Consider the following 21,752-nt stretch of genomic DNA (forward strand, 5'->3'; position numbering starts at 1 on the left):
ATGCAGGGCATTTTTATATCTGTGGTATAGCTTCAGGTGCCTAGACGCGGCGCGGCTATAATCTGCTTCGTGATGTTGGTTAAATCGATGAATCACACCAGCGATGCGATAAATAATCTGAAAAAGATCTGGAAAAGTAGCTCTGAACTGGCTAGTATATCCGATATACCATATATACGAATTATCATATATTAAAGTTTACGGTTTAAGGAAAATGGATTATGGCTATCAAAGTAGGTATTAACGGTTTTGGTCGTATTGGTCGTTTGGCGTTGCGTGCAGCGTTTGATTGGGACGAGGTTGAGTTTGTCCAGATCAATGACGTAGCGGGCGATGCAAAAACATTGGCTCACCTGTTAGAGTTTGATTCAGTCCAAGGCCGTTGGCATCATGCTGTTACTTCTGACGGACAATCCATGCAGATCGGCGATGCTGTGATCAGCTGTACCCAAGAGCGTGACATCGATGCGGTAGATTGGTCTGGCTGTGACGTTGTACTGGAAGCAACCGGTGTTCACCGTCAGATGGAAAACCTAAACAAGTACTTGGCACAGGGTGTTAAGCGTGTTGTTGTTTCAGCCCCTGTTAAAGATGACAGCGTTCTGAACGTTGTTGTTGGTGTGAATGATTACCTGTTTGATGCCGATAAGCACCAGATTGTGACAGCTGCATCTTGTACGACTAACTGTATTGCACCTGTTGTTAAGGTTATCCACGAGAAATTTGGTATTGAGCAATCGTCGTTCACGACTATTCACGATCTGACCAACACTCAGACTATTCTTGATGCGCCGCATAAAGATCTACGCCGTGCTCGCGCTTGTGGCATGAGCCTTATCCCAACGACAACCGGTTCAGCCAAGGCTATCGTGGATATCTTCCCAGAGCTAGAAGGTAAGATTAACGGCCACGCTGTTCGCGTACCGCTGGCGAATGCTTCTCTGACCGATATCATTTTTGACTTGAGCCGTGACGTTACTGCTGAAGAAGTGAATGCCGCGCTTAAAGAAGCGTCTGAAAATGAGCTAGCCGGTATCCTTGGTTTCGAAGACCGTCCACTAGTGTCTATTGACTACAAAGGCGACCAGCGCTCGACTATCGTTGACGCGCTATCAACGATGGTTGTTAACGACCGCATGGTAAAAATCTACGCTTGGTATGACAACGAAATGGGTTACGCAACACGTACTTCTGAGCTGATCCGTAAGGTTGGCTTGGCATAAGTTAAAGCGTTCTCCAATGGGCCAGTCCACGCTAAACACATCGTGGACTGGCCTTAGCAACAAACAGTAGAAGTGAGTTATTGCATGATTTCGGCTATTGCCAACCTCTCCAAAGACGTTCGCCAGTATATGTTGGTGACATTCAATTACTGGAACTTCACCATTACCGACGGCGCATTGCGCATGTTGGTGGTGCTGCATTTCCACCAGTTAGGCTACTCTTCTCTTCAAATCGCCTCTCTCTTCTTGTTCTATGAATTCTTTGGAGTGGTGACCAACTTAATTGGTGGCTGGTTAGGGGCTAAGCTGGGCTTGAACCGTACCATGAATATTGGTTTGGCGATGCAGGTTGGTGCGTTGGTTATGCTTGCAGTTCCATCAGCATATTTAACTGTTCCTTGGGTCATGTTGGCGCAGGCCTTATCGGGTATAGCCAAAGATCTGAATAAAATGAGTGCCAAGAGCGCAATCAAAACGCTGGTACCCGGCGATCAACAGGGTGCTTTGTATAAGTGGATTGCGATCCTTACCGGCTCGAAAAATGCCCTCAAAGGAGCTGGCTTTTTCATCGGCGGTCTGCTTTTAGCCGTGATTGGATTCAAAGGTGCAGTGCTGGCAATGGCAGTTGTACTAACATTAGTGCTTATCTTAAGCCTTGTGTCACTTGAAAAAGACATGGGTAAGGCTAAAAATAAGATCAAGTTCAAGCAGATTTTCTCGAAAAGCTCGAGCATCAATATTCTCTCTGCTGCCCGCATGTTCCTATTCGGGGCGAGGGATGTCTGGTTTGTTGTCGCACTGCCGATCTACTTGAGTCAGGTTTTTGATTGGGACCACACCATGGTGGGTGGCTTTCTGGCACTGTGGGTAATTGCTTACGGTTTTGTTCAGGGTATTGCCCCTAAAATTACCGGTAAAGCCAAAGGGACGGTTCCGGATGGCCGCGCCGCGATGGGGTGGGCTGGGTTGCTAAGTATTATTACCATTGCAGTAGCACTGGGTGTGCAGCTCAACTGGCAGCCGGAATTAACCATCGTTGTTGGTTTGTTGATCTTTGGTGCGGTCTTTGCCATTAACTCTTCACTGCATTCTTATCTGATTGTCAGTTACGCCAAAGATGACGGGGTGTCGTTGGATGTCGGCTTCTATTACATGGCCAATGCCATGGGTCGACTGATTGGTACCATACTCTCTGGTTTGATATATCAAATGGCAGGTCTAGCTGCGTGCTTGTGGGTATCCGTCGCTTTCTTGCTCGTGACAACGATTATCTCCATTCGCTTGCCTGCTCATCCAGAAGCAAAAGCGTAATCTGATAAAAAATGTTGCAGCCCAGCCTACACCGCCGGGCTGCTTTTTTACGATGAAGAAAGAGAGTCACTTAGAAATTTCTGGTTGAAAAATGTGACATATCACAGGGTGTTGATCGAGTTTTATCCAGTTGAATCAAAAGACTAAAAAAACGTATTGACTCATTTCTGTAATCGGTTAAAGTACATCTCGTCTTCAGGGCAAAGCCTAGAAAGACTACTGCGACACTAGCTCAGCTGGTAGAGCGCAACCTTGCCAAGGTTGAGGTCACGAGTTCGAACCTCGTGTGTCGCTCCAAACATAATTCTTACGGCAACAGCGGTAAGGTAAAGATGGTGTTTAACTTTTCAGTTAGCGCATCGCAATGAATTGCGTGCCCTGGTGGTGGAATTGGTAGACACAAGGGATTTAAAATCCCTCGACGTTCGCGTTGTGCCGGTTCAAGTCCGGCCCGGGGCACCATCAAATCAAAGGCTTACAAGCTTAGCTTGTAAGCCTTTTTTCTTTTCCGAATATCATAAATCAAACACTACAGAAGTTGAGTCGTCGGGTGGCTTTGATATCTTTCTTGTTCTTTAACTCTGAAGCCTATGTGTAAGATTATTCTGATTAGTTGCGTTCATCTAAATCCATTTGTAGAAAAGGCCTACTGTTTCCAGTAGGCCTTGGTGATGTATTTGATCAGAGTGTATCAATTTGAATTGTTCTTGGGCTTCACTCCCTATGATTGGCTTTGCGTAATAGTTTTAACAACTCGAGTCTTTCGGTCGTAAGTACCAACTTGACGTTCAGTTTTGAGCCCAGAAAATTCTTGTTTTTCTTTTGTGGAGCCATCGTAATCTGATATCCCCTTAGCTTTTAGGTCGTGAAAGGTAAAGTTCAGTGCTAGACCTGTTGCTTCACGTGCTTTTGACCGCGCTTTGCTCCATCTGTAGTTGAAGATGCACAAACTGTTGAGTTGATGCATTGAATACCAATATAGTTATTCTTCACCTGCTTCACGTTGGCTTTGCAATCAAATGTAAAAGTCCAATTTATATCTGTCATATAGGTATTATCACATCACTCATTTTATTTAATGATGGAAACTGTTGGATAGCAGAGGATAGAGAAATGATTGTTTTTGAGAACTGTGAGGATCTACAAATGCAAGAATGAAAACTGCATATTTGTTGGGATTTGAGACAACGATTGTGTAACCAACTTTTTTGATGAAAAAACAAAAAGATGCCCCCATCGACGGTAAAGTATCACACCGACCTGTGCCCTTGAGTCGTCGTTGCTGACTTCAATCGCACATTTAGAACCTCCCTTCAGGGAGGTGAGCAGTAAATCTTAAAGGTTTAGGTTTTTTTCATTGAATATATCCATCTTGACATCATCAAGCTCATACTGATAACAGAAATGGTCAGCTAATGTATAAGATATTGTATATTCAATTAGACGATCTTTTTCAAATGTCGATCGGATAACTTTGACAGCACAATTTGTGGCAGATGTTTCCAGCTTTTCGGCGGTATCTAGTAGGATAAATCCGGCTGTGAGTTTTTCATAACCCCGATCAAATTTTACACTATATACGCAGGACAGTAATTCATATAAAGACGGATGCTGTCTAATTTTGACTTCCACGTCGGGTAACCTATCCAGGCATAAATAGTTTATTTCTTGTATTACCTTAACATCAGAGATACTTCTTATCCGCTCAATGCGAGCAATTTTATTCCCGGTAAATACACTCATGTCACCTGTTGCCGGTTTATTGATAATCGAAGTAGAAATAATGTCTGTGGTTACTTTTTTTCCAATAGACTTCAAATCTTGAGTTAAGCTGCCAAATTTTTGTGATTGGATTAACTCCTCACCTTTTACATAAATGCCAGAGCCTTGCTTTACGTCGATGAGATTGTTTTCTTTGAGTAATGCTAAGGCTTTCCTGATCGTTGTTCTACTTACTGAGTATTGCTCTGCTAAACTTCTTTCATCAGGCAGCTTTTTCATGTCATTTTCATTTAAGATAGACATCTTTATTGACTCATACACCTGCTGATATCTGTGAACTGACATAAATTAACCTACATTGCTTTTAATCGACCACGAAAATGATTATAAACATCATCGTTGTTATAACCATCAATATTTTGGCTTGTGAAAACCAATGGTGTATGACCTATTGATACCGCTTTCTTTTGCGCTTCGGTGATGATCGTATTCATTAATATGATACCTGATATGGATGAGAAGGCACCGGTTACATGATGGTTGACAAGACAGAGTCCGTCGCCACAGGGGACACAGTTATCGAGCACGATGTCTGCGATATCCATCAACTTCAACCCTGACTGGTCAAGGCTTGGGTAAGCACTGGATTGTTCTACCGACGTAATGGCAATGACTTGATGTCCGGCAGATTTAGCAATTTGAGCAAATTCTATGGGGACCGTATTTCGCCCAGAATTAGAAATGACGACGATAATATCACCGCTAACAACGTTTTGCTCTTGCCAAAGAATATGCGCGAGGCCCGGTAATTTTTCTAGCCTTGAACTTCGCAATGCTCCGTCACTCGTGGTGAGTGTAGAATCAAGGATCGCATTAATGTTGCCGATCCCTCCAGCTCGAATAAATCCTTCTAGGCCAACCATATGTGAATGGCCCGTACCTAGGATATGAATCATTTTGTCTTCGATGATAGCATTGGCGAATGCCTCTGTTGCCTCCGCAATAGTGGAAGAGTTGGTATTCACCAATGTTTCTATTCGATCAACGACTTTGTCGACATATTCAAACATAGCTGTCCTTATCCTGTAAAGGATGATTAATCTCGGGGAGAAAAACCGTAATATTCAGAGCCCCAGGGGGCAATGTTGTGCTCTTGATGGATCTGTATAATGCAGTTGCTGCTAAGATCTTTTTTTAACACCACTCCAGCACCAACGATAGAACGGCAGCCGACTTTGGTGCCCGGCATGATAGCGGCGTTGACGCCAGTTCTAGACATGTCACCAATAAAAATGGCGTTTCCATGCTGAGAGGGAGTGAGTTGCTTGCGGTTGATCTGGTGTTGCGTTTTCCTATCATCGAAACGCAATGTGCCGAAAGTCGTTCCAGCACCAATATCGACGCTGTTGCCCAATACACCATAAACCTCACAGTAATGATAAAGATAGGTGTTGTGAAACATGACACCCTCGAACTCTGCACAGTGTCCTACAATTGATTGGCTACCAATTGTCGAATGGCTGGAGATTTTACAATGCTCTTTTACCGTGGCCCCATCGCCGATGACCACATTATCCCCGATGATAGCCCCATCGCTGACATAGCAACCCTGACCAATAATGGCGTTACCTTGAAATATGACGTGATCGCCAATATGCGTATTCCCCCCCACGGATACATGACCACGTAATATGGCAGAATCAGCAATGGTCGCTTCCTGTGAAAAACAACTCGATTCCAGCGCAGAGCAACGCTCGGTATTTATGAATGCATTAGCTTCTAAAATATTCCATGGGTAATCAATATTAAATGATGGATATGTACACTCGATAAATTGGACTGTCGTTGTTTTCCGTAAGTCTTCAATAGATGCTTCAATGAATTTTTCAGCTGAGGGCATCATGCCCACCTGGGTGTGTTCGTAACACTCAATGGTGTAAGGGAGAATATCTGTAAAGTAATCTTGGGATAGCTTGAAGGCTATGGCTTCATGGGAATAGCTGTCACGACGAGGATGAACGAGCATGTGATAATCAAGCGCTTTGTTGTAAGCGATACGGTCGGAGCATTCTTCATCCCGCAATGACCGTGTGAGCACACAGTTTCGGTGTGTACTCTCCACCATTAAACGCTTGATATCATCCCGATGGATAATACAATCACCGTAGATCACCAGCACAGTCTCTTGTATAGGGCATGCCTCCGAATAGGTGGTCAGTAAATCGATGGCCCCTTTGCTGTGCTGGCAGGAAAAAAAAGCAACGTCTAGTGATGTATCTCCGTCAAAGGTGTCAGCCAAAAAACGTTTTATCTGTGGTTCATGACTGTCTCCAAGTACAGTCACTTTAGAAATACCGGCTTCTTTCAGGGCATGAATGGCCCAATAGAGGACAGGCTGATTGCTGATCATCAACAATGCTTTGCTGCGTATTTCGTTAAATGGCCAAATACGAGAGCCACTACCGGCTGCTAACACGATGGCTTCCACTTAAACCTCCCTGTAATAACTCTAGCCAATCCTGCGTATGACACGAGTAGAGACTAAATTGGTATCTTTTTTGATAATTGGTATCTATTTGAAGTAAGTTACTCCTTTGTGCCGTGGCGTCTACAATTCAGAGATGACAATGTGATATTCATCATCATTTCTCATCATGTCTATACCCTTAATGTGGGGTGGAAGATACGTGCCAGTAAATATTCAAAATCTATAGATTGAGAGTGCTATTAGCCTTTATGGCTTCAAGCTCTTGATTTTGTTTTGTTTTGTTTGTTGTCTTTCGTTATTTTTTTATTGCTCACTTAAAATAACCTTATTTTTTGTGTGAGTAATATCTCAGATGATATTATTTTGGTTGGACAATTTTTAATCAGTTGATACGTTGATACCAAGAGTGCAACATGGTGAGTATTAGGATACCAATTCCGCAGTTTTTTGTTTTAGGCATACCAATTTGGAGCAGTGATGAAAAGGATTTTTGAGGTTACTGTTGAAGACACGATGAAATCTTCACCTCAGTCTTTGCTGGCGCAGATCTTACACTCCGAGGGCCGCACATTGATGGCGGAAACCGTGGTGAGTTGCGATCCTTACGTAGATGGCGTCAGTAACCCAGAGCTAGCTTCTGCCTTCGGGGCAGATATGATTACGCTCAATAATTTCGATGTGCTGAACCCCTTCATCGCTGGATTGTATGATGTCTTTGATGGTGTGGAGAACTTGGCGGATGAGCTGGAACAAAAAGCCAAATTCATACGTCATCAGTCATCGGGAAACGGTCTGATCAAGCAGTTGAAATCGAATATTGGACGCTACATAGGGTGTAACCTCGAGCCGGTCCCATCTGCGGTTGCCTATACGGAAGGGTACAAGGTGAATAGCCAGAACTTGCTGCATGCCGTAGAGCTTGGGTTGGACTATGTCGTCATTACCGGTAACCCAAATACCTACATCACAGAAGATGGCATCATGTCTGCAATTGTTGAAGCGAAACAAGTGGTGGGTGAAAACGTGATTGTTATTGCAGGGAAAATGCATGGTGCAGGGACAGGGTGCCACATAACGGCAGATACGGTGCACAAGTACTGTGAATCCGGTGCTGATATTGTCATGATCCCTGCGCCCTATACCACACCCGGCATGTCACCAGAACATGCCTCTGATCTGATTGATGTTATTCACTCTGAAAAAAAACTGGCGCTTTGTGCCATGGGAACTTCGCAAGAGAGTGCTAATAAGAGAATCATCGAAAAAATCGCCATAAGCTCAAAAATGGCCGGGGCTGACATTGTTCATATTGGTGATGCCGGATTTTGCGGAATCGCAAATCCGGAGAATATCAAAAATTGTTCAATTGTAATTAGGGGGAAACGCCATACCTATAGAAGAATGGCGTTTAGAAGATAGATACTCGCGATTAATTTTAAGTATTTATTGATTTTGTAATACACCATAAAGGGATTTTTATGAGTAACTCAACGCAAAGTCCAATTGATAACTATATAATGCCGTTCGCTCAAAAGGTTGGGAATAATCGGCATTTGATAGCGATTCGTGATGGCATGGCACTGGTAATGCCATTCATGATTGTTGGTTCTGTATTCCTTATTTTAGCTTTTCTACCGTTCCCAGGCTACGAGGAATATATGGCAGAAAGTGGTTTGATGGATAAACTGCTAATCCCACTAAGTGCCACCTATGACCTCATTGCTATTTTTGCCACATTGGGTGTTGCCTATCGGTTGGCGCAACGGTATTCGGAAACCGATCCAATTGTTGCTGCAGCAATATCTTTGAGTGCATACATGCTGGTGACGCCGTTCAATATCAGTGCTGTCATTGAATCGACAGGAGACATCATTCATGTAGAAGGGATCAATCTCGCCTACATGGGGAGTGGGGGAATGTTCCTCGGCATCATTGTCGCTATCTATTCGACAGAACTGTATAAATTCCTTGTTCAGAAAAATATGACGTTCAAGTTGCCCGACACCGTGCCACCTGCGGTTCTGAAATCATTTGTTGCTTTGGTACCCGCATTATTTGTCATCGTATCATTGTGGCTACTTAGGCTGCTGATTGAAGTGAATGACCTCGGAAGTTTACATACGATCATTGAAACCGTCCTGACAGCCCCACTCAAACTTATTGGGGCAAGTTATCTTGGGGCGCTAGTCGCTACCACCGTTGAACACGCGCTGTGGGCAATCGGTATCCATGGGAGCAACATCGTATCAAGCATCATGTTGCCGATCTGGCTTGTATTTACCGATGAGAACCGAGTGGCTTTTCAGGCCGGTGCTGAAATACACAACATAATAACGGACCAAACCAACTCTATTTTCCTTAACTTCGGTGGTTCAGGCAGTATGATGGCACTGGTATTACTCCTGGTTTTTAAAGCTAAAAGTAAACAGTGCCAATCTATCGGTAAACTTGGACTGCCATCATCAATTTTCAATATCTCAGAGCCAATCATGTTCGGTTTACCGGTTGTGTTGAACCCTATTATGATCATCCCGTTTATTGTTGCCCCGGTGGTCGGCTTAACACTTACGTATATCGGAATGGCTAGTGGCCTCGTTGCATTACCAGCTGGTATCTCAGTACCGTGGACGACACCGATTTTCGTTGGGGGCTATTTGTCCACGGGTGGACATATATCAGGTGCTGTAATGCAGCTCGTCAATCTTCTTGTCTCAATGGCCATTTATTATCCGTTCATGAAACGATGGGATGGTATATGCATTGGTAATGAAAATGCGGAAGTAGAAGAGTTAGTCATAGAGGACGATAAAGAAGCCTTAACTTTATAGCTTAATCCTTTTTAGAGGAACTAATGCCTGCATTTGAGTTTTCGTCATGACATTAGTTCCTATTATTGAATGTCATCTATTTGGGGCTATTTTTTATGATAGAAAAAGCAATCAAGGTTGTAGCTATTGGCGGTGGCTCAAGCTACACACCGGAGTTAGTTGACGGGTTTATTAAACGTTATAATGAGCTTCCAGTTGGTGAGATATGGTTGGTAGATATTCCAGAGGGAGAGGAAAAGTTAAATATCATTTATGACCTATCCAAGAGAATGATAGCCAAGTCAGGATATGATATTAAGTTATATAAGTCGCTAAATAGGCGCGAAGCGTTAAAAGGCACTGATTTTGTGATCAATCAATTTCGTGTTGGTCAAAATGACGCGAGAAGTAAAGATGAAAAGATCCCCCTGTCACATGGTGTTTTAGGACAGGAGACGAATGGGGCCGGTGGTTTATTTAATGCACTCAGAACTATACCAGTAGTCTTTAGCATTATTGATGATATTAAAGAGGTATGTCCTGAATGCTGGGTTATTAATTTTAGTAACCCTTCTGGCTTAGTAACAGAAGCGGTACACCGTTATACCGACTATAAACGCTTCATTGGTGTATGCAACATACCTGTTGGTATGAGGATGTTTGCAAAAGATATCTTGGGTTATGAGCAAGAAAGCGATATTAGCATGGATGTCTTTGGTATCAATCACATGATATTTATGAGTGACTTCTATATTAACGGTAGTTCGAAGATGGCTGAATTGTTATCAGCGACGACTGAAGATATGAGCAAGCAGACACCGGCTGTCAGAAATATTTCTGATCTCCCTTATAATACAGATTTTATCAAATCGTTGAAATTGCTTCCTTGCCCATATTATCGCTATTACAGCAAGGAAAAGGAGATGTTAGCGATAGAGATGGGAGAGTACTACGAGGGGCAGACTCGTTCAGACGTAGTAAAAGAAGTGGAGCGTGAGCTGTTTGAAATATATCAAGATCTCTCGGTTGATATAAAGCCCAAAAAGTTAGAAGAAAGAGGAGGGGCGTATTATTCTGATTCGGCCTGTGAGTTGATATCTTCGATAGTTAACGATAAAAATGATGAACACTATGTGAATATACCCAACAATGGCCATATAACAAATATACCCGATGACTGGGTTATTGAGGTTACCTGTAACGTTGGTCAGTGTGGCCCCGTACCATCACCGAGGATAAGGCAGTTTGATGATAAAGTCTTGGGCATAATCAGCGCGTTGAAATCATATGAACTCTATACTGCAAAAGCGTCAGTCTCTGGTGATTATCATGATCTTATTCTAGCAATGAACCTCAATCCGCTTGTTCATTCAGATGTGGATGCTAAGCGTCTCGTCAACGAACTGTTGATTGCTCATAAGGATAACCTTCCTCAATTTAAACCGGTAATAGACTCATACAACAATTAATTTGGAGTGAGAGATGAAAAAAATATATCTATTTTGTGCAGCAGGTATGTCGACATCTTTGTTGGTAAACAAAATGAAACGCCATGCTAAAGAGCACAATGTTCCCGTCGAGATTGCAGCGTATTCTGAGTCAACGATTACAGAAAAAGGACGTGAAGCTGATGTTATTCTGCTTGCCCCTCAGATTCGATATATGAAAAATGACTTTTCTAATTTATATCCAGACACGCCAGTCGTTATCATTGATTCTTTGGTGTATGGAACACTCGATGGCTTATCATTGTTGAAAACAGCAATTAAAGAAATTAAACAAAAGAATAAAGCAATCTCTCACATCTGATAGGTAATGTATGAAAGAGGATACAAAGGTATCATCGCAAGATGATATTTCGAGCTATGAAGATAAAGTAATGGATTTAATTGTTTCTTCTGGTGAAGCGAGAAGTTTACTATTTGAAGCATTATCGACTGCCAAAAAAGGTAACTTTGATGATGCAAGAGAAATGATAAATCAAGCAAAGAGTTCTTTAAATAAAGCCCATTTAGTCCAAACAAAGCTAATTGAAGAAGATGAAGGGTTAGGAAAGTTGAAAGTCAGTTTAGTCATGGTACATGCACAAGATCATCTTATGAATTCAATATTAGTAAAGGACTTAATACCAGAAATAATTCAACTGTATGAATTACTTGAAAGCCCACAACCCCAAAAGTAAAGGTTTTTGTTATGAAAAATAAACGGCCTGTTTTTAAAAAGCATAAATTATCCACAGCATTGTCCATTGCAGTAATGAGCTTGGTACTTACCAATACTGTACACAGTAAGCAAATTGATTTAGACGCGCCCGCGAACATTGAACTGGGAATATGGAAAAACACAGAGCTGGTTCTGGGTCAATCACGTACAATAGAAGCAATGTTGATCCCTCATAAATCCTTGCCGTACCCTAATACGCCAAATGATGTCTTGCAGAAGCAATTGGTTGAATGGAGATCTTCTAATCCGTCGATCGCATCGGTCGATAAGTTCGGTCGGGTAACTGCTTTTGCTCCGGGCAAAGTGAAAATTACTGCTCACTCGGTCACCAATACGAAAGTCTCTGCAACTGTTAGGTTAGAAGTGGTTGAAAGCCCGTCATTAAATAAGAAAAACAAGACCATGACGGTTAATGGCAAGCATATAACGGATAATCCGGTGGTTTTGCAAAAACAGGTCACCCGTTATGCGTCAGATCATAGTGACAGCAAACTAGACCGGGTACGTAACAGGCTCTCTCGTCGGGGAAGCGATCGGGTTGTGCAAAACGATGTCGTGTGGGCGATTGAAAAGAACGTCAATCCAGGACGGCAAGGGGTTTACATTGTGCGTACCGATTTCGGGACGGATGATAGGAACCGCACCATGTACTTCATGGGTAATCGATATATGCCCATGGAAGCATCTATTACCTTCACCGGCGAAGTGATGCCCCGTACCGAGCCATTGAGTTATGAGCCTCTTGAACCGAAGTTAATCATGAGTGATGGTGAAGATGGTATTTGGGTAATGGCTGACTCTGGTGCATTGAGTCACATTGCTATGTCCCCCATGAGCTTGGATAAGAAAGCGGCCTTGATGAGCCGGGTCTCCCAGCGTGTGGTTGATCGACGTGGGTCCATATCGGAATCGGATTACCATGCCAATGAAGGTTGGCAACCACGCATTACTGATAATGATGGACTGTGGACTGCAATGTACAGTGGTGGCGAATTGATGCGTTATGCCACTTTAAAACGAGAAGGGGCTTCGAAGAAGCAGTTAGCAGCAGCACGCCAGAGCGCGATTCGCTCCCTCAAATTTGATCTATTGCTATCCAATATTTCTGGACGTAAAGGAGATGTGCAGACGAAGGTGAGGCCTATCTATGGTGAAGATGGGGGAAGCTATAAACTGCAAGAGGTTGTTCTTCGTAAAGATGGTGAATACTCGATCAATAATAAGCCTACCGGACCAACCGAAAACGGGGGTAAGGTTGGCAAAATTTATGACATGAAACCGTTGGATGATTCTCAGTGGAATTATGACACATACGCTATTGGCGCGTTGGGGGAGTCCAATTTCGATTACGATACAAAAACAAGGACCATTGAAGGTTTTTTTGCTAGAACATATGCCCTTCAAGGTGCAGACGTGAATGGCTTTATTGAAGGCTACACCGTCGGGACACAAGCCGGTGCCCCCGGTAACTATTTCCCGGGTGGCCACACGGTCTTTAGAGGTGGAGAGCTAGGGACAAAAGGTGATTTACAAGGCAAGGAAATTGCAAAATTTGTGTACTGTGACGGCGTCCCGACAGAGTACGGAGGCACTAAGGAATGTGAGCCTGTCGGTGAAAAAATGGTAGGCATTGAAATTAATGCGGAATTGCCAATCCCAGATGTGTTGAAGTGCGAAGGTGCTTTTGCTGAGGATATGAATTGCCTAAATGCGCTGCAAGATGATCAAGGTAATTTGTTCACTGAACACGATATTCTATATAAGGCTGATACTAGTAATGATGAATCCATCGGCCACTTTTTCGTTTATCGCATAGCCTATGACATTTTGGATGAGTCGGATCCCGAGGAGAAAGCACTTAAGACCTTGGTACGTAAAACCATGCAGAAATGGGCAGATCATGTGATCGCAAATGAGTACAACTTTGTCGATGCGAGCGGGCAGCCAACGAAGTGGGGGAAAACGTCTCGGGACTACTTCAATAATGATTATGCATGGGAAGATGCAGCACTCAACTCAATGGTACTTGTTGCCGGGATGAAGCTTGCCGCATACGTTACGGGTGAGCAGCGTTATGATGATGAGTATGAAGCCTTAGCGAGCAAGAATGGTTATGACTATGCGACATTAGCTAATGAGTATTGGAGTCGCTGGGAAGCCTTTGCTGGTGCGAAATATGGTGACGATACCTCGTCAGAGGGATGCCCGGGGTCTACGCCTGTTGTCGAGAACGGTTTCCCATCCATAGATACGATGGCAAGTGGTAACGATGGAGGTGGTATGTGTGGCGATGGTATCGAGGATCCGAATGACCCTGTTCAGGTCGAGGAATGGGTACGTGAAGTGGTCAACACCTCCGATGAAGAGATGGCTGCGCTGACTTGGTATATTTTGTTTACCACAGAAGAAGCCGGTTCACAACTTCACAAGCAATATGTGAAAGCATACGACGAATGGTACCGTTCGATGACTTATCAGGAAAATCCATTCTTTGATTATGTTCGTCAATTAGGTCAACCCAAGAAGCAATTAACCAACGCTTATGGCCGTAAGTTGCAGGATGCTGCGATTTGGAACTTACAGCGACATCCTATCGATACTCGCCGTTGGGGAGCCTATGACTTTGCCCGCCCTGACGTTTGGAAAGCGGGGATTGGAACGGTGGCTGCAACTCGTGCAGATCGTTTCCCTATCATGATGACCAATGATTCGGGTGCTTACGATAGCCGCACCATGCGAGAACTTGTGTTGAGCCAAAAAGCACACACTACGTTGCCTTTCGATGAAAGAATTATTACCAAGTATAACAACAGTACTTATAACCTCGGCTTCAAGCCTGTTGACTATCATAACTGGATCGACAGCCAACCCGGGTGTTTTGATGGTGATCCCATCACGTATTGTGATGAAAGTAGTAAACCGAACCCTGCTTATGGTAGCCCGACGAAAATGGAAGGCTCTACAACCTTTACATTGCCATACTGGTTGGGGCGTTATCACAACTTTATCGCCAAACCACAAAGACAAGGTTAGAAAGTAAAAGAGGAAGCCCGGAAAGGGCTTCCTCAACAAATCAATACAACAATAACTCAATGTCGTTTGAGTAATGCGCAAACCTGTATTATTCAATTTATTATTCAGCCCCCAAATTTGGGATTGAGGTTTAAAATGCCCTGGTTTGTGCTGTCATTTTACGCATCAACTCGCTTCGACAGAATAGGGATATCATAATGAATATTAATCACCAACCATTGCTGCTCGCGATGGCCATTAGCCTTATTGTAACTGGATGCAATAGCGAAAAGGTTGATAAAGGCATTTCTGTTGACCCTTGCACCACCTCTGAATCGCAGGGCGATATCGATCTCAATGCACCCGCAACGATCATGATGGGGTTATTCGAAAATTGCGAAATGTTAGTCGGCCAGGCAAGGTTAATTGAGCTGCGTCTATTACCCGATGAAAGCATAGAATCACCATCAGATGATTCTGCGGTATTGCAAGAGCAAGATGTTTCTTGGGTCAGTTCAGATCCTGAAATAGTTGATGTTGATCCGTTTGGGCGTGTTGAGGCTAAAAAAGTGGGTAAGGCTACTATATCAGCCTTTTCAACGGTGAATACTGGCGTAAAAGCCCATGCCCATTTGGAAGTGAAGTCTTCTGCTACAACATTAACAACATCAGGTATGCGTATTGTCGGGGCAAATCCTCTTAATATGCCAGTGATTCAACAGAAAGTTGTCGAACGCTTTAGTTCCACAGATGCGCTGACAGCGCCGGTATCGCCATCAGCTAAAGCAGCGTTGGCTGCAGATAACACCGTTGTTGAAACTGAATTCGTCAAGTGGGAACTAATCAACAATTCAGGAATTGGATCAAAACTCCCATACGTACTTCGCACAGATAAAACCATCAACAATCCGGAGCCGTACAGCAAGGCCTATTTTGATAAGTACCAATATTTGATGGGCAGCCGCTATTTGCCCATGGATGTCACAATTTCAAAATTGGGAGAAGCGAGTGATCCCCAGGCTGCCTTTGATAATAACGGTACTGTTGATACCCCATTGGCTATTGCTGATGATGAAGGCAATGGGATCTGGATTAAAGGGAGCAATGGCAGTTTAAGCCATGTGTATTTCGAAAAGATAAGTGGTGATGAAAAAGCAGATCTATTGAGTAAGGTGACACAAACGAACATTGCACGCCGTGGCCAAATTTTAGCTGGTGGCGTGACGCGTGATCCGGGGTCTTCACCAGCTTGGACAGGTCATTACGCGGACAGTGACCCAATATTTAAAGCACATGTTGGCACTGTTTAATATGACAGGCCGGCAAGGAAGTGTTGAGGCCAAAATCAGATTACCGGTACTGGATAGTGATACGTACAGACCAATGTCTTTGAAAAAGGGCAGCCACTTTGCCGTTAATGTTAATCCTTACGGACCGGTAGGCCTTTCTAAAATGTTCGGCGATGTTTATAACTTGGAACCAATCAAGGCTGAAGACTGGAATGTGTTAGATCCCAACCCTGTTGGCTATGGCGGTAGTCATGCTTATCCCCAAACGAGTGATGTGGCAACCACGAAGCGCATGGTTGAAGGAATGCCCATACGGTACTTTAGTCTCAATGGAGCAAGTTATCACGGCAAAGTGCAGGGGGCTAGCGGAACATGGCGTAGAGATGAGGATGGAACAGCGACTTTGGTTTCGTATTCTTCAACCAGGTTTGGTGGCGAGTCACCTTATTTGAACAGCTGCTTCTTGAGTGATGGTTCACCGGCCTTGCCGGGCATCTCATCAAAGACAAATTGTTCATTGGGTAGCAATGATCCATATGTGGTTAAAGCCGCACTTGGCATACCTGATGTCCTAACTTGTGCCGGTGAATTTGAAGGTGCCAATGACTGTTTTAGTGTGATGCAAGATGAGGTTGGCAACAGTTTTACCGCCTCTGATGTCACTTTTAAAACAGATACCAGTTACGATGGTCTGATTACCAACCTGTTTACCCAAAGAGTGGCTTTTGATGTCTTATCGGATAACGATCCCGAGGAGTTAGCGCTTAAAAATCTGATAAGGAGCAATATGCGCCTTTGGGCAGAACACAATATTGCTAATGGCTACATGATTGTAGAAGCAAATGGCCAACCAAACCGCTGGACAGATATGTCTAGAGTCAAACTAAGTAATGACCCTTGGACGTTTGAGGATCGTAACGAATATGCCATTTTCTTAATGGCTGGCATGAAATTGGCGGCTTATGTAACCGGAGAAAAACGTTTTGAGGATGAGTATATATCGCTCGCGAAATCTGATTTCTATAATTTTGCAGAGCTTGCTCAAACACGTTGGGATGCTTATGAATACTTGCTGACTAAGTATTGTGAGGATGGTGATGAAATCTGTGACCAATCCCTTAAGAATGATCCAAGTTATGTAGCTGAGTGGGTGAGAGAGTATAACAACCTGGGTGATGCAAGCCACCTTGCTCAGGCATTTTATATTTTATTCACGCTTGAGCCACAAGGGACGACTTTGCATAAGAAATGGGTGTCGGCTTATGAGAATCAATGGGCATTGGGACCCAAATATGAAGAAAATGCTTTTCACTATTTCGTTCGACAGTTAGGACAGCCAGAGACAGAACTTCAAGATGGATATGGGAATGAACTGGTAATGTCAAATGCATGGGGCCTATCCCGTCATCCGGTAGATTTAACTCAATGGGGGGCATATAACGACTCAAGACCTGATGTCGCCCGAGTCTGTCTGCATGTGGATCTTGATAATTGTCCAATATTGCAATCACAAGATGGTACGGCGACGTGGAAAGATACGATGGTTCTCTCTAACTATACTGACCTTCCATTGGATGAGAAGAGCTTGAGAACACCTTATCGAGCACTACGTCAAATCGAAAGAGACGTTAATGGAAACAGAATGGTATCGCCTGGTTATTATACGTTGCCTTATTGGATGGGGCGTTATCATCATTTCTTAACTAACTAACTAACTAACTAACTAACTAACTAACTAACTAACTAACTTGCCATCAAGAGCTACTAAAGTGCTCACCCTTTAACATCAAAGGGTGAGCATGCACATCACTAAATGGTGTGTGTTGTTTTAAAATTCGAATACCGATATCGATCCTGTTGGATGAATGCATTTTAATGCGTTGGGTTTTAGATGTTTATAATGACTAAAAATAGTCATTATTTCTTTCGGTAAAAGTAATAATGAAGAAATAATTAAGTAGTAGAAAAAGGATTTTTACTTAGTTATCTATCAATAATGGATATCCTCTACAATCGTGATGCCAGTCACTATAATATGGGATTATTTGGTTTTTTGGTTTTTTTACATGATAAGCATCTCATTAAATTACTATAGTAATCCGTAATATCTTTATAACAAATTTGTTAGGAGATAGGGATGTTTTCTGAATTACGTCAAAAAGAAATTTATAAGATAATCAGAGAGGCTAAAAAAGTTAAAGTCTCTGAGCTATCGAAGTCTTTTGATGTTTCCTCGGAAACAATTAGAAACGATCTCAAGCATCTCGAGAGCCAAGGTTTTATAGAGCGCTGTCACGGCGGTGCTTTACTTGGTAAACAAGAAATAAAAAAAGTCTGTCAATTTACAGATGACTGCAGTGTGTCATCTTTGTTGAAAACATTATTGATAAATAACAGAAATAGTTTGCAAGAATATAGGTGGAAGGGAGAGTCCAAACTGTGCGTCTTAGGTTCATTTCTAATCGATATAATTGCAGATGTTGAGCATTTCCCAGTAGTTGGAGAGTTAGTGACTTCAAATAATCACTTTCTCAGCCCTGGGGGGAAAGGAAATAATCAAGCTATAGCAGCAAGTCACGCACAATCAAAAGTTCATTTCATCACTAAAATTGGTAATGATCACTTTAATCAGTTTGCATACAATAATATTAAAGAAAGCGGTATCGAGTCATTTACCATTTTTCACTCAGACTCTGAACCGACTGGAAGTTCAATTATTTACTTGTCTGATGAAGAAAAGAGTAATTTAACTGCAATATACCCAGGTGCAAATCACACTTTACTTAATAAAGAAATAGATACAATACTCCCATTTCTGTCAGACTCGGATGTTCTACTTTTGCAAGGTGAGATAAATTATAGTGCTAATTTATATATTGCGGAAATTGCAAAAAAATTAAATAAGAAAGTGATTTTGAATGTTTCTCCATACAGTGATGAAATAAAAGGACTGTATGATTATGTTGATTACATAATATTGAACTCTTATCAATCTTCACAGTGGGCTAAGATTGAAGTTGATAGCATTGAAAAAGCAAAGGCTGCTACTAGAGTAATCTCAGGATTAAAATGTAAACCAATTATAATAATTTTGAATAATTTAAGTGTTGTGTATTTTGATGGAAAGAATGAGCATTATGTACAAGCTTTTCCTTCATTGATTGAAGATACAATGGGGGCCTTTGATGCTTTTTGTGGCGCATTTTCTGCTGCAGTGACAAAAGGAAAATCTATTCACCAGAGCGTTTTATTTGGAGCTGCTTTCGTTGCCGGGTTTGTTGAACATAAAGGGGTAACTGTAATGCCGACAATGACAAACGTAATTTCTAGAATGAATAAGCAAAGTAAAATATCAGGGAAGTCAATTTGTAGTGAGACAAGGTTTTAATTATGAAAAAGACAATAAGTACATTACTCATAGCTAGTACAATGTTTGCTGGTACAGCCTTTGCGGCATGGCCTGAAAAACCAATTACGATTATTGTTCCTTGGGGGGCGGGAGGAAACACCGATACTGTCGCACGATTGGTCGCTAAGGGCCTTCAGTCAGAGCTAGGTGTGAATGTTAATGTTGTGAATCGAACTGGTGGTAGTGGCGTAGTTGGTCATGATGCAACAATGAGAGCTAAACCAGATGGTTATACGCTTGGAATTGCTACCGTTGAAATTGCGATGATGCGTCATCAGGGGATGACGGAACTAAGTTTCGAGGATTATACCCCAATCACACGTTTGGCAGTAATCTACGGTGGGTTGCAAGTTGCAAAAGATTCACCATTTAATACAGTACAAGACGTTCTCGACTATGCCAAAGAAAACCATGGAAAATTGAAAGGGGCAGGTAGCGGACTTAATTCAATATGGCACTTTAACTCTATAGGAATGCTGCGTTCTGCTGGGCTCGAAGATGACGCAATAAAGTATATCCCTACCCAAGGCTCTAGTGCTGCATTGCAAGAACTTGTATCTGGAGGGATTGATGTTGTCACTTCTTCACCGGGTGAAGCACAGAGTATGGAAAAAGCTGGCTTAGTACGTCATTTATCGATTATGTCCCATGAACCATCCCCATTATATAAGGATGTTCCTGTCTTTCGTGAGTCGACGCCTTATAACTGGGAACTACAGGCATGGAATGCTCTAGTGGCACCAAAAGGTATTCAAGATGATGTTCAATCTAAGTTGATATTAGCTATGCAAAAAGTATATGAAAAAGGTGAATTAGCTGAATTTGCACAAAAACAAGGCTTTGAAGTCAGTGATTTATATGGTGATGAGGCTTATAAGTTTATGGAAAGTGAAGATGCTAAATTTATGCACCTCTTAAGTCAGTAAAGTATGAGGTTGGTGCCGTGAAAGCGGCATCCATATAACATGATAAATAAACTTTTTACTCCTATAATTTTTTTTGTTTTTGGCGCTTTCTTACTCATTTATAGTAATTTGTCTTTAGGTGATGTAACTGAGTTTGGGGCTGCATTTATGCCTGCTCTAGCAGGTGTTGGTATTATGATATTTTCAATATTTGATGCTGTTTATAACTTTAAAAAGAATACAATTAGAAGTAATAAAAAGACATTTAATAAAGTAGTGATGATTTTTTTTGTTATTTCTTTATACTGTGTTTTATCTGGTTATTTAGGGTTTTTACTTACTGGAATTTTAGTTACAGCTCCCTTAATGGCATCTTATGCTAGGTGTGGAAAAATTAGATCATGGGTTATTTCAATTCTTGTTGTTATATCTATTGATTTTCTTTTCTCAAATTTTTTGATGGTTCCTCTACCCAAGTTATTTAACTAGATGGTTTATTTATGGAAATGTTATACAGTGCAATAGCATTAATTGACATAGGTACCGTTTTTATTGTCATAGCGGCAAGTATATTTGGCTTGTTTGTTGGTGCGATTCCAGGGCTTACAGCTACTATGGCTATAGCCTTAATGGTTCCATTTACATTCTTTCTAGAGCCTATACCTGCTTTATCCGTGATGATTGCAGTAAGTGCTTCTTCTATTTTTGCAGGTGATATTCCTGGAGCATTATTAAATATACCAGGTACACCCGCATCTGCAGCTTATGCTAGTGATGCTCATCAACTTGTAAAGAAAGGAAAAGTGAACCGTGTTTTAGGTATTGAGCTTTCAAGCTCAGTGATCGGTGGAGTGATCGGTACACTCATACTTGCTTTCTCTGCACCATTATTAGCAAAGTTTGCACTAAAGTTTAGCTCTTATGAATATATGTGGCTTTCATTGATAGGTTTGAGTTGTGCAACTATCGTTTCAGGTACTAATGTTAGTAAAAGTATTCTTGCGTTATGTTTTGGTATCGCCTTATCCACTATAGGTTATGATGAATTTACAGGACAGGCACGTTTTACCTTCGGACAGGTTTCCCTGTTACAAGGCGTAAGTTTTATTCCTGCAATGATTGGACTTTTCGCCATCTCCGGTGCCATAGACTTTTATGTAAACCGAGCACAGAAGGCATTCCACTTAAAGTCAACAGAGAGTGAGCGAAGCTTCAATATTTTTAAGGGATTAGGAAAAGTTCTCTATAAAAAGAAAGTAGGTGTTTTGCGTAGTGGTATTATAGGTACTCCCGAATTCAACTCCGAAGTGCGACACCCTCTAATATCAAGCAGCCATAACCATCGTTTTAAAGACGACAGATG

At 42.2% G+C, this 21,752-nt stretch carries 17 protein-coding genes and 2 tRNA genes; 16 read left to right on the forward strand and 3 right to left on the reverse strand.

What is annotated here, in order from left to right; genetic code table 11:
• Positions 1-221: 221 nt before the first annotated feature.
• The 4 genes from ACVA53_RS16455 (at position 222) to ACVA53_RS16470 (ending at position 2,996) form a co-directional block, all read left to right on the forward strand.
• Complete coding sequence (locus ACVA53_RS16455; protein WP_255044874.1) at positions 222-1,223, forward strand: ArsJ-associated glyceraldehyde-3-phosphate dehydrogenase; 1,002 nt, start codon at positions 222-224, stop codon at positions 1,221-1,223.
• 84 nt (positions 1,224-1,307) lie between these two features.
• A complete protein-coding gene (gene arsJ, locus ACVA53_RS16460; RefSeq protein WP_255044875.1) occupies positions 1,308-2,534 on the forward strand; it encodes an organoarsenical effux MFS transporter ArsJ in 1,227 nt (408 codons plus the stop codon).
• Between the two features lie 221 nt (positions 2,535-2,755).
• Positions 2,756-2,831, forward strand: a tRNA-Gly gene (locus ACVA53_RS16465).
• Between the two features lie 78 nt (positions 2,832-2,909).
• Positions 2,910-2,996, forward strand: a tRNA-Leu gene (locus ACVA53_RS16470).
• 873 nt (positions 2,997-3,869) lie between these two features.
• On the opposite strand, the gene ACVA53_RS16475 is transcribed toward ACVA53_RS16470, so the two are convergent.
• From ACVA53_RS16475 to ACVA53_RS16485, 3 genes are read right to left on the reverse strand one after another with little or no spacing between them, the layout of a single operon-like run.
• Positions 3,870-4,601 carry a GntR family transcriptional regulator gene (locus tag ACVA53_RS16475; RefSeq protein WP_446505680.1) on the reverse strand — a complete coding sequence of 244 codons (732 nt, stop codon included), beginning with the start codon at positions 4,599-4,601 and terminating at the stop codon, positions 3,870-3,872.
• An 8-nt stretch (positions 4,602-4,609) separates the two neighbouring features.
• Positions 4,610-5,326 carry a sugar isomerase domain-containing protein gene (locus tag ACVA53_RS16480; RefSeq protein ID WP_446505681.1) on the reverse strand — a complete coding sequence of 239 codons (717 nt, stop codon included), beginning with the start codon at positions 5,324-5,326 and terminating at the stop codon, positions 4,610-4,612.
• A 26-nt stretch (positions 5,327-5,352) separates the two neighbouring features.
• Positions 5,353-6,744: a sugar phosphate nucleotidyltransferase gene (locus ACVA53_RS16485; protein WP_446505682.1), complete on the reverse strand. Its 1,392-nt coding sequence runs from the start codon at positions 6,742-6,744 to the stop codon at positions 5,353-5,355.
• Positions 6,745-7,221: 477 nt separating this feature from the next.
• On the opposite strand from ACVA53_RS16485, the gene ACVA53_RS16490 reads away from it, so the two are divergent.
• The 12 genes from ACVA53_RS16490 to ACVA53_RS16545 form a co-directional block, all read left to right on the forward strand.
• Complete coding sequence (locus ACVA53_RS16490; protein WP_446505683.1) at positions 7,222-8,163, forward strand: DUF7916 family protein; 942 nt, start codon at positions 7,222-7,224, stop codon at positions 8,161-8,163.
• 59 nt (positions 8,164-8,222) lie between these two features.
• Positions 8,223-9,572 carry a PTS cellobiose transporter subunit IIC gene (gene celB, locus ACVA53_RS16495; RefSeq protein ID WP_446505684.1) on the forward strand — a complete coding sequence of 450 codons (1,350 nt, stop codon included), beginning with the start codon at positions 8,223-8,225 and terminating at the stop codon, positions 9,570-9,572.
• Positions 9,573-9,667: 95 nt separating this feature from the next.
• Positions 9,668-11,020 carry a 6-phospho-beta-glucosidase gene (locus tag ACVA53_RS16500; RefSeq protein WP_446505685.1) on the forward strand — a complete coding sequence of 451 codons (1,353 nt, stop codon included), beginning with the start codon at positions 9,668-9,670 and terminating at the stop codon, positions 11,018-11,020.
• 13 nt (positions 11,021-11,033) lie between these two features.
• A complete protein-coding gene (locus ACVA53_RS16505; protein ID WP_446505686.1) occupies positions 11,034-11,360 on the forward strand; it encodes a PTS sugar transporter subunit IIB in 327 nt (108 codons plus the stop codon).
• 10 nt (positions 11,361-11,370) lie between these two features.
• On the forward strand, positions 11,371-11,733 hold the full coding sequence (locus tag ACVA53_RS16510; protein ID WP_446505687.1) for a PTS lactose/cellobiose transporter subunit IIA: 363 nt from the start codon (positions 11,371-11,373) through the stop codon (positions 11,731-11,733).
• A gap of 11 nt (positions 11,734-11,744) precedes the next feature.
• On the forward strand, positions 11,745-14,807 hold the full coding sequence (locus ACVA53_RS16515; RefSeq protein WP_446505688.1) for an Ig-like domain-containing protein: 3,063 nt from the start codon (positions 11,745-11,747) through the stop codon (positions 14,805-14,807).
• A gap of 197 nt (positions 14,808-15,004) precedes the next feature.
• Positions 15,005-16,096, forward strand: coding sequence for an Ig-like domain-containing protein (locus ACVA53_RS16520; protein WP_446505689.1), 1,092 nt, complete (start codon positions 15,005-15,007; stop codon positions 16,094-16,096).
• Position 16,097: 1 nt separating this feature from the next.
• The gene (locus tag ACVA53_RS16525; RefSeq protein WP_446505690.1) at positions 16,098-17,786 is read left to right on the forward strand and encodes a hypothetical protein; all 1,689 of its coding nucleotides are present in this window, start codon (positions 16,098-16,100) and stop codon (positions 17,784-17,786) included.
• A 426-nt stretch (positions 17,787-18,212) separates the two neighbouring features.
• Positions 18,213-19,463, forward strand: a complete 1,251-nt coding sequence (locus tag ACVA53_RS16530; protein WP_446505691.1) for a PfkB family carbohydrate kinase — start codon at positions 18,213-18,215, stop codon at positions 19,461-19,463.
• Positions 19,464-19,465: 2 nt separating this feature from the next.
• Entirely contained in the window at positions 19,466-20,410 is a 945-nt protein-coding gene (locus tag ACVA53_RS16535; protein WP_446505692.1) for a tripartite tricarboxylate transporter substrate binding protein, read from the forward strand.
• Between the two features lie 39 nt (positions 20,411-20,449).
• Positions 20,450-20,878, forward strand: coding sequence for a tripartite tricarboxylate transporter TctB family protein (locus tag ACVA53_RS16540; RefSeq protein WP_446505693.1), 429 nt, complete (start codon positions 20,450-20,452; stop codon positions 20,876-20,878).
• Positions 20,879-20,889: 11 nt separating this feature from the next.
• Positions 20,890-21,752, forward strand: an 863-nt coding sequence (locus ACVA53_RS16545) for a tripartite tricarboxylate transporter permease (RefSeq protein WP_446505694.1), incomplete at its 3' end; no start/stop codon positions are given.

It is taken from the genome of Photobacterium sp. DNB23_23_1 (genome assembly GCF_052873815.1).

Excerpts from the sequence above, each read along its gene's own strand:
- ACVA53_RS16455 (WP_255044874.1), top strand. The coding sequence starts at position 222 with ATGGCTATCAAAGTAGGTATTAACGGTTTTGGTCGTATTGGTCGTTTG.
- arsJ (WP_255044875.1), top strand. The coding sequence starts at position 1,308 with ATGATTTCGGCTATTGCCAACCTCTCCAAAGACGTTCGCCAGTATATG.
- ACVA53_RS16475 (WP_446505680.1), bottom strand. The coding sequence starts at position 4,601 with ATGTCAGTTCACAGATATCAGCAGGTGTATGAGTCAATAAAGATGTCT.
- ACVA53_RS16480 (WP_446505681.1), bottom strand. The coding sequence starts at position 5,326 with ATGTTTGAATATGTCGACAAAGTCGTTGATCGAATAGAAACATTGGTG.
- ACVA53_RS16490 (WP_446505683.1), top strand. The coding sequence starts at position 7,222 with ATGAAAAGGATTTTTGAGGTTACTGTTGAAGACACGATGAAATCTTCA.
- celB (WP_446505684.1), top strand. The coding sequence starts at position 8,223 with ATGAGTAACTCAACGCAAAGTCCAATTGATAACTATATAATGCCGTTC.
- ACVA53_RS16500 (WP_446505685.1), top strand. The coding sequence starts at position 9,668 with ATGATAGAAAAAGCAATCAAGGTTGTAGCTATTGGCGGTGGCTCAAGC.
- ACVA53_RS16505 (WP_446505686.1), top strand. The coding sequence starts at position 11,034 with ATGAAAAAAATATATCTATTTTGTGCAGCAGGTATGTCGACATCTTTG.
- ACVA53_RS16510 (WP_446505687.1), top strand. The coding sequence starts at position 11,371 with ATGAAAGAGGATACAAAGGTATCATCGCAAGATGATATTTCGAGCTAT.
- ACVA53_RS16515 (WP_446505688.1), top strand. The coding sequence starts at position 11,745 with ATGAAAAATAAACGGCCTGTTTTTAAAAAGCATAAATTATCCACAGCA.
- ACVA53_RS16520 (WP_446505689.1), top strand. The coding sequence starts at position 15,005 with ATGAATATTAATCACCAACCATTGCTGCTCGCGATGGCCATTAGCCTT.
- ACVA53_RS16525 (WP_446505690.1), top strand. The coding sequence starts at position 16,098 with ATGACAGGCCGGCAAGGAAGTGTTGAGGCCAAAATCAGATTACCGGTA.
- ACVA53_RS16530 (WP_446505691.1), top strand. The coding sequence starts at position 18,213 with ATGTTTTCTGAATTACGTCAAAAAGAAATTTATAAGATAATCAGAGAG.
- ACVA53_RS16535 (WP_446505692.1), top strand. The coding sequence starts at position 19,466 with ATGAAAAAGACAATAAGTACATTACTCATAGCTAGTACAATGTTTGCT.
- ACVA53_RS16540 (WP_446505693.1), top strand. The coding sequence starts at position 20,450 with ATGATAAATAAACTTTTTACTCCTATAATTTTTTTTGTTTTTGGCGCT.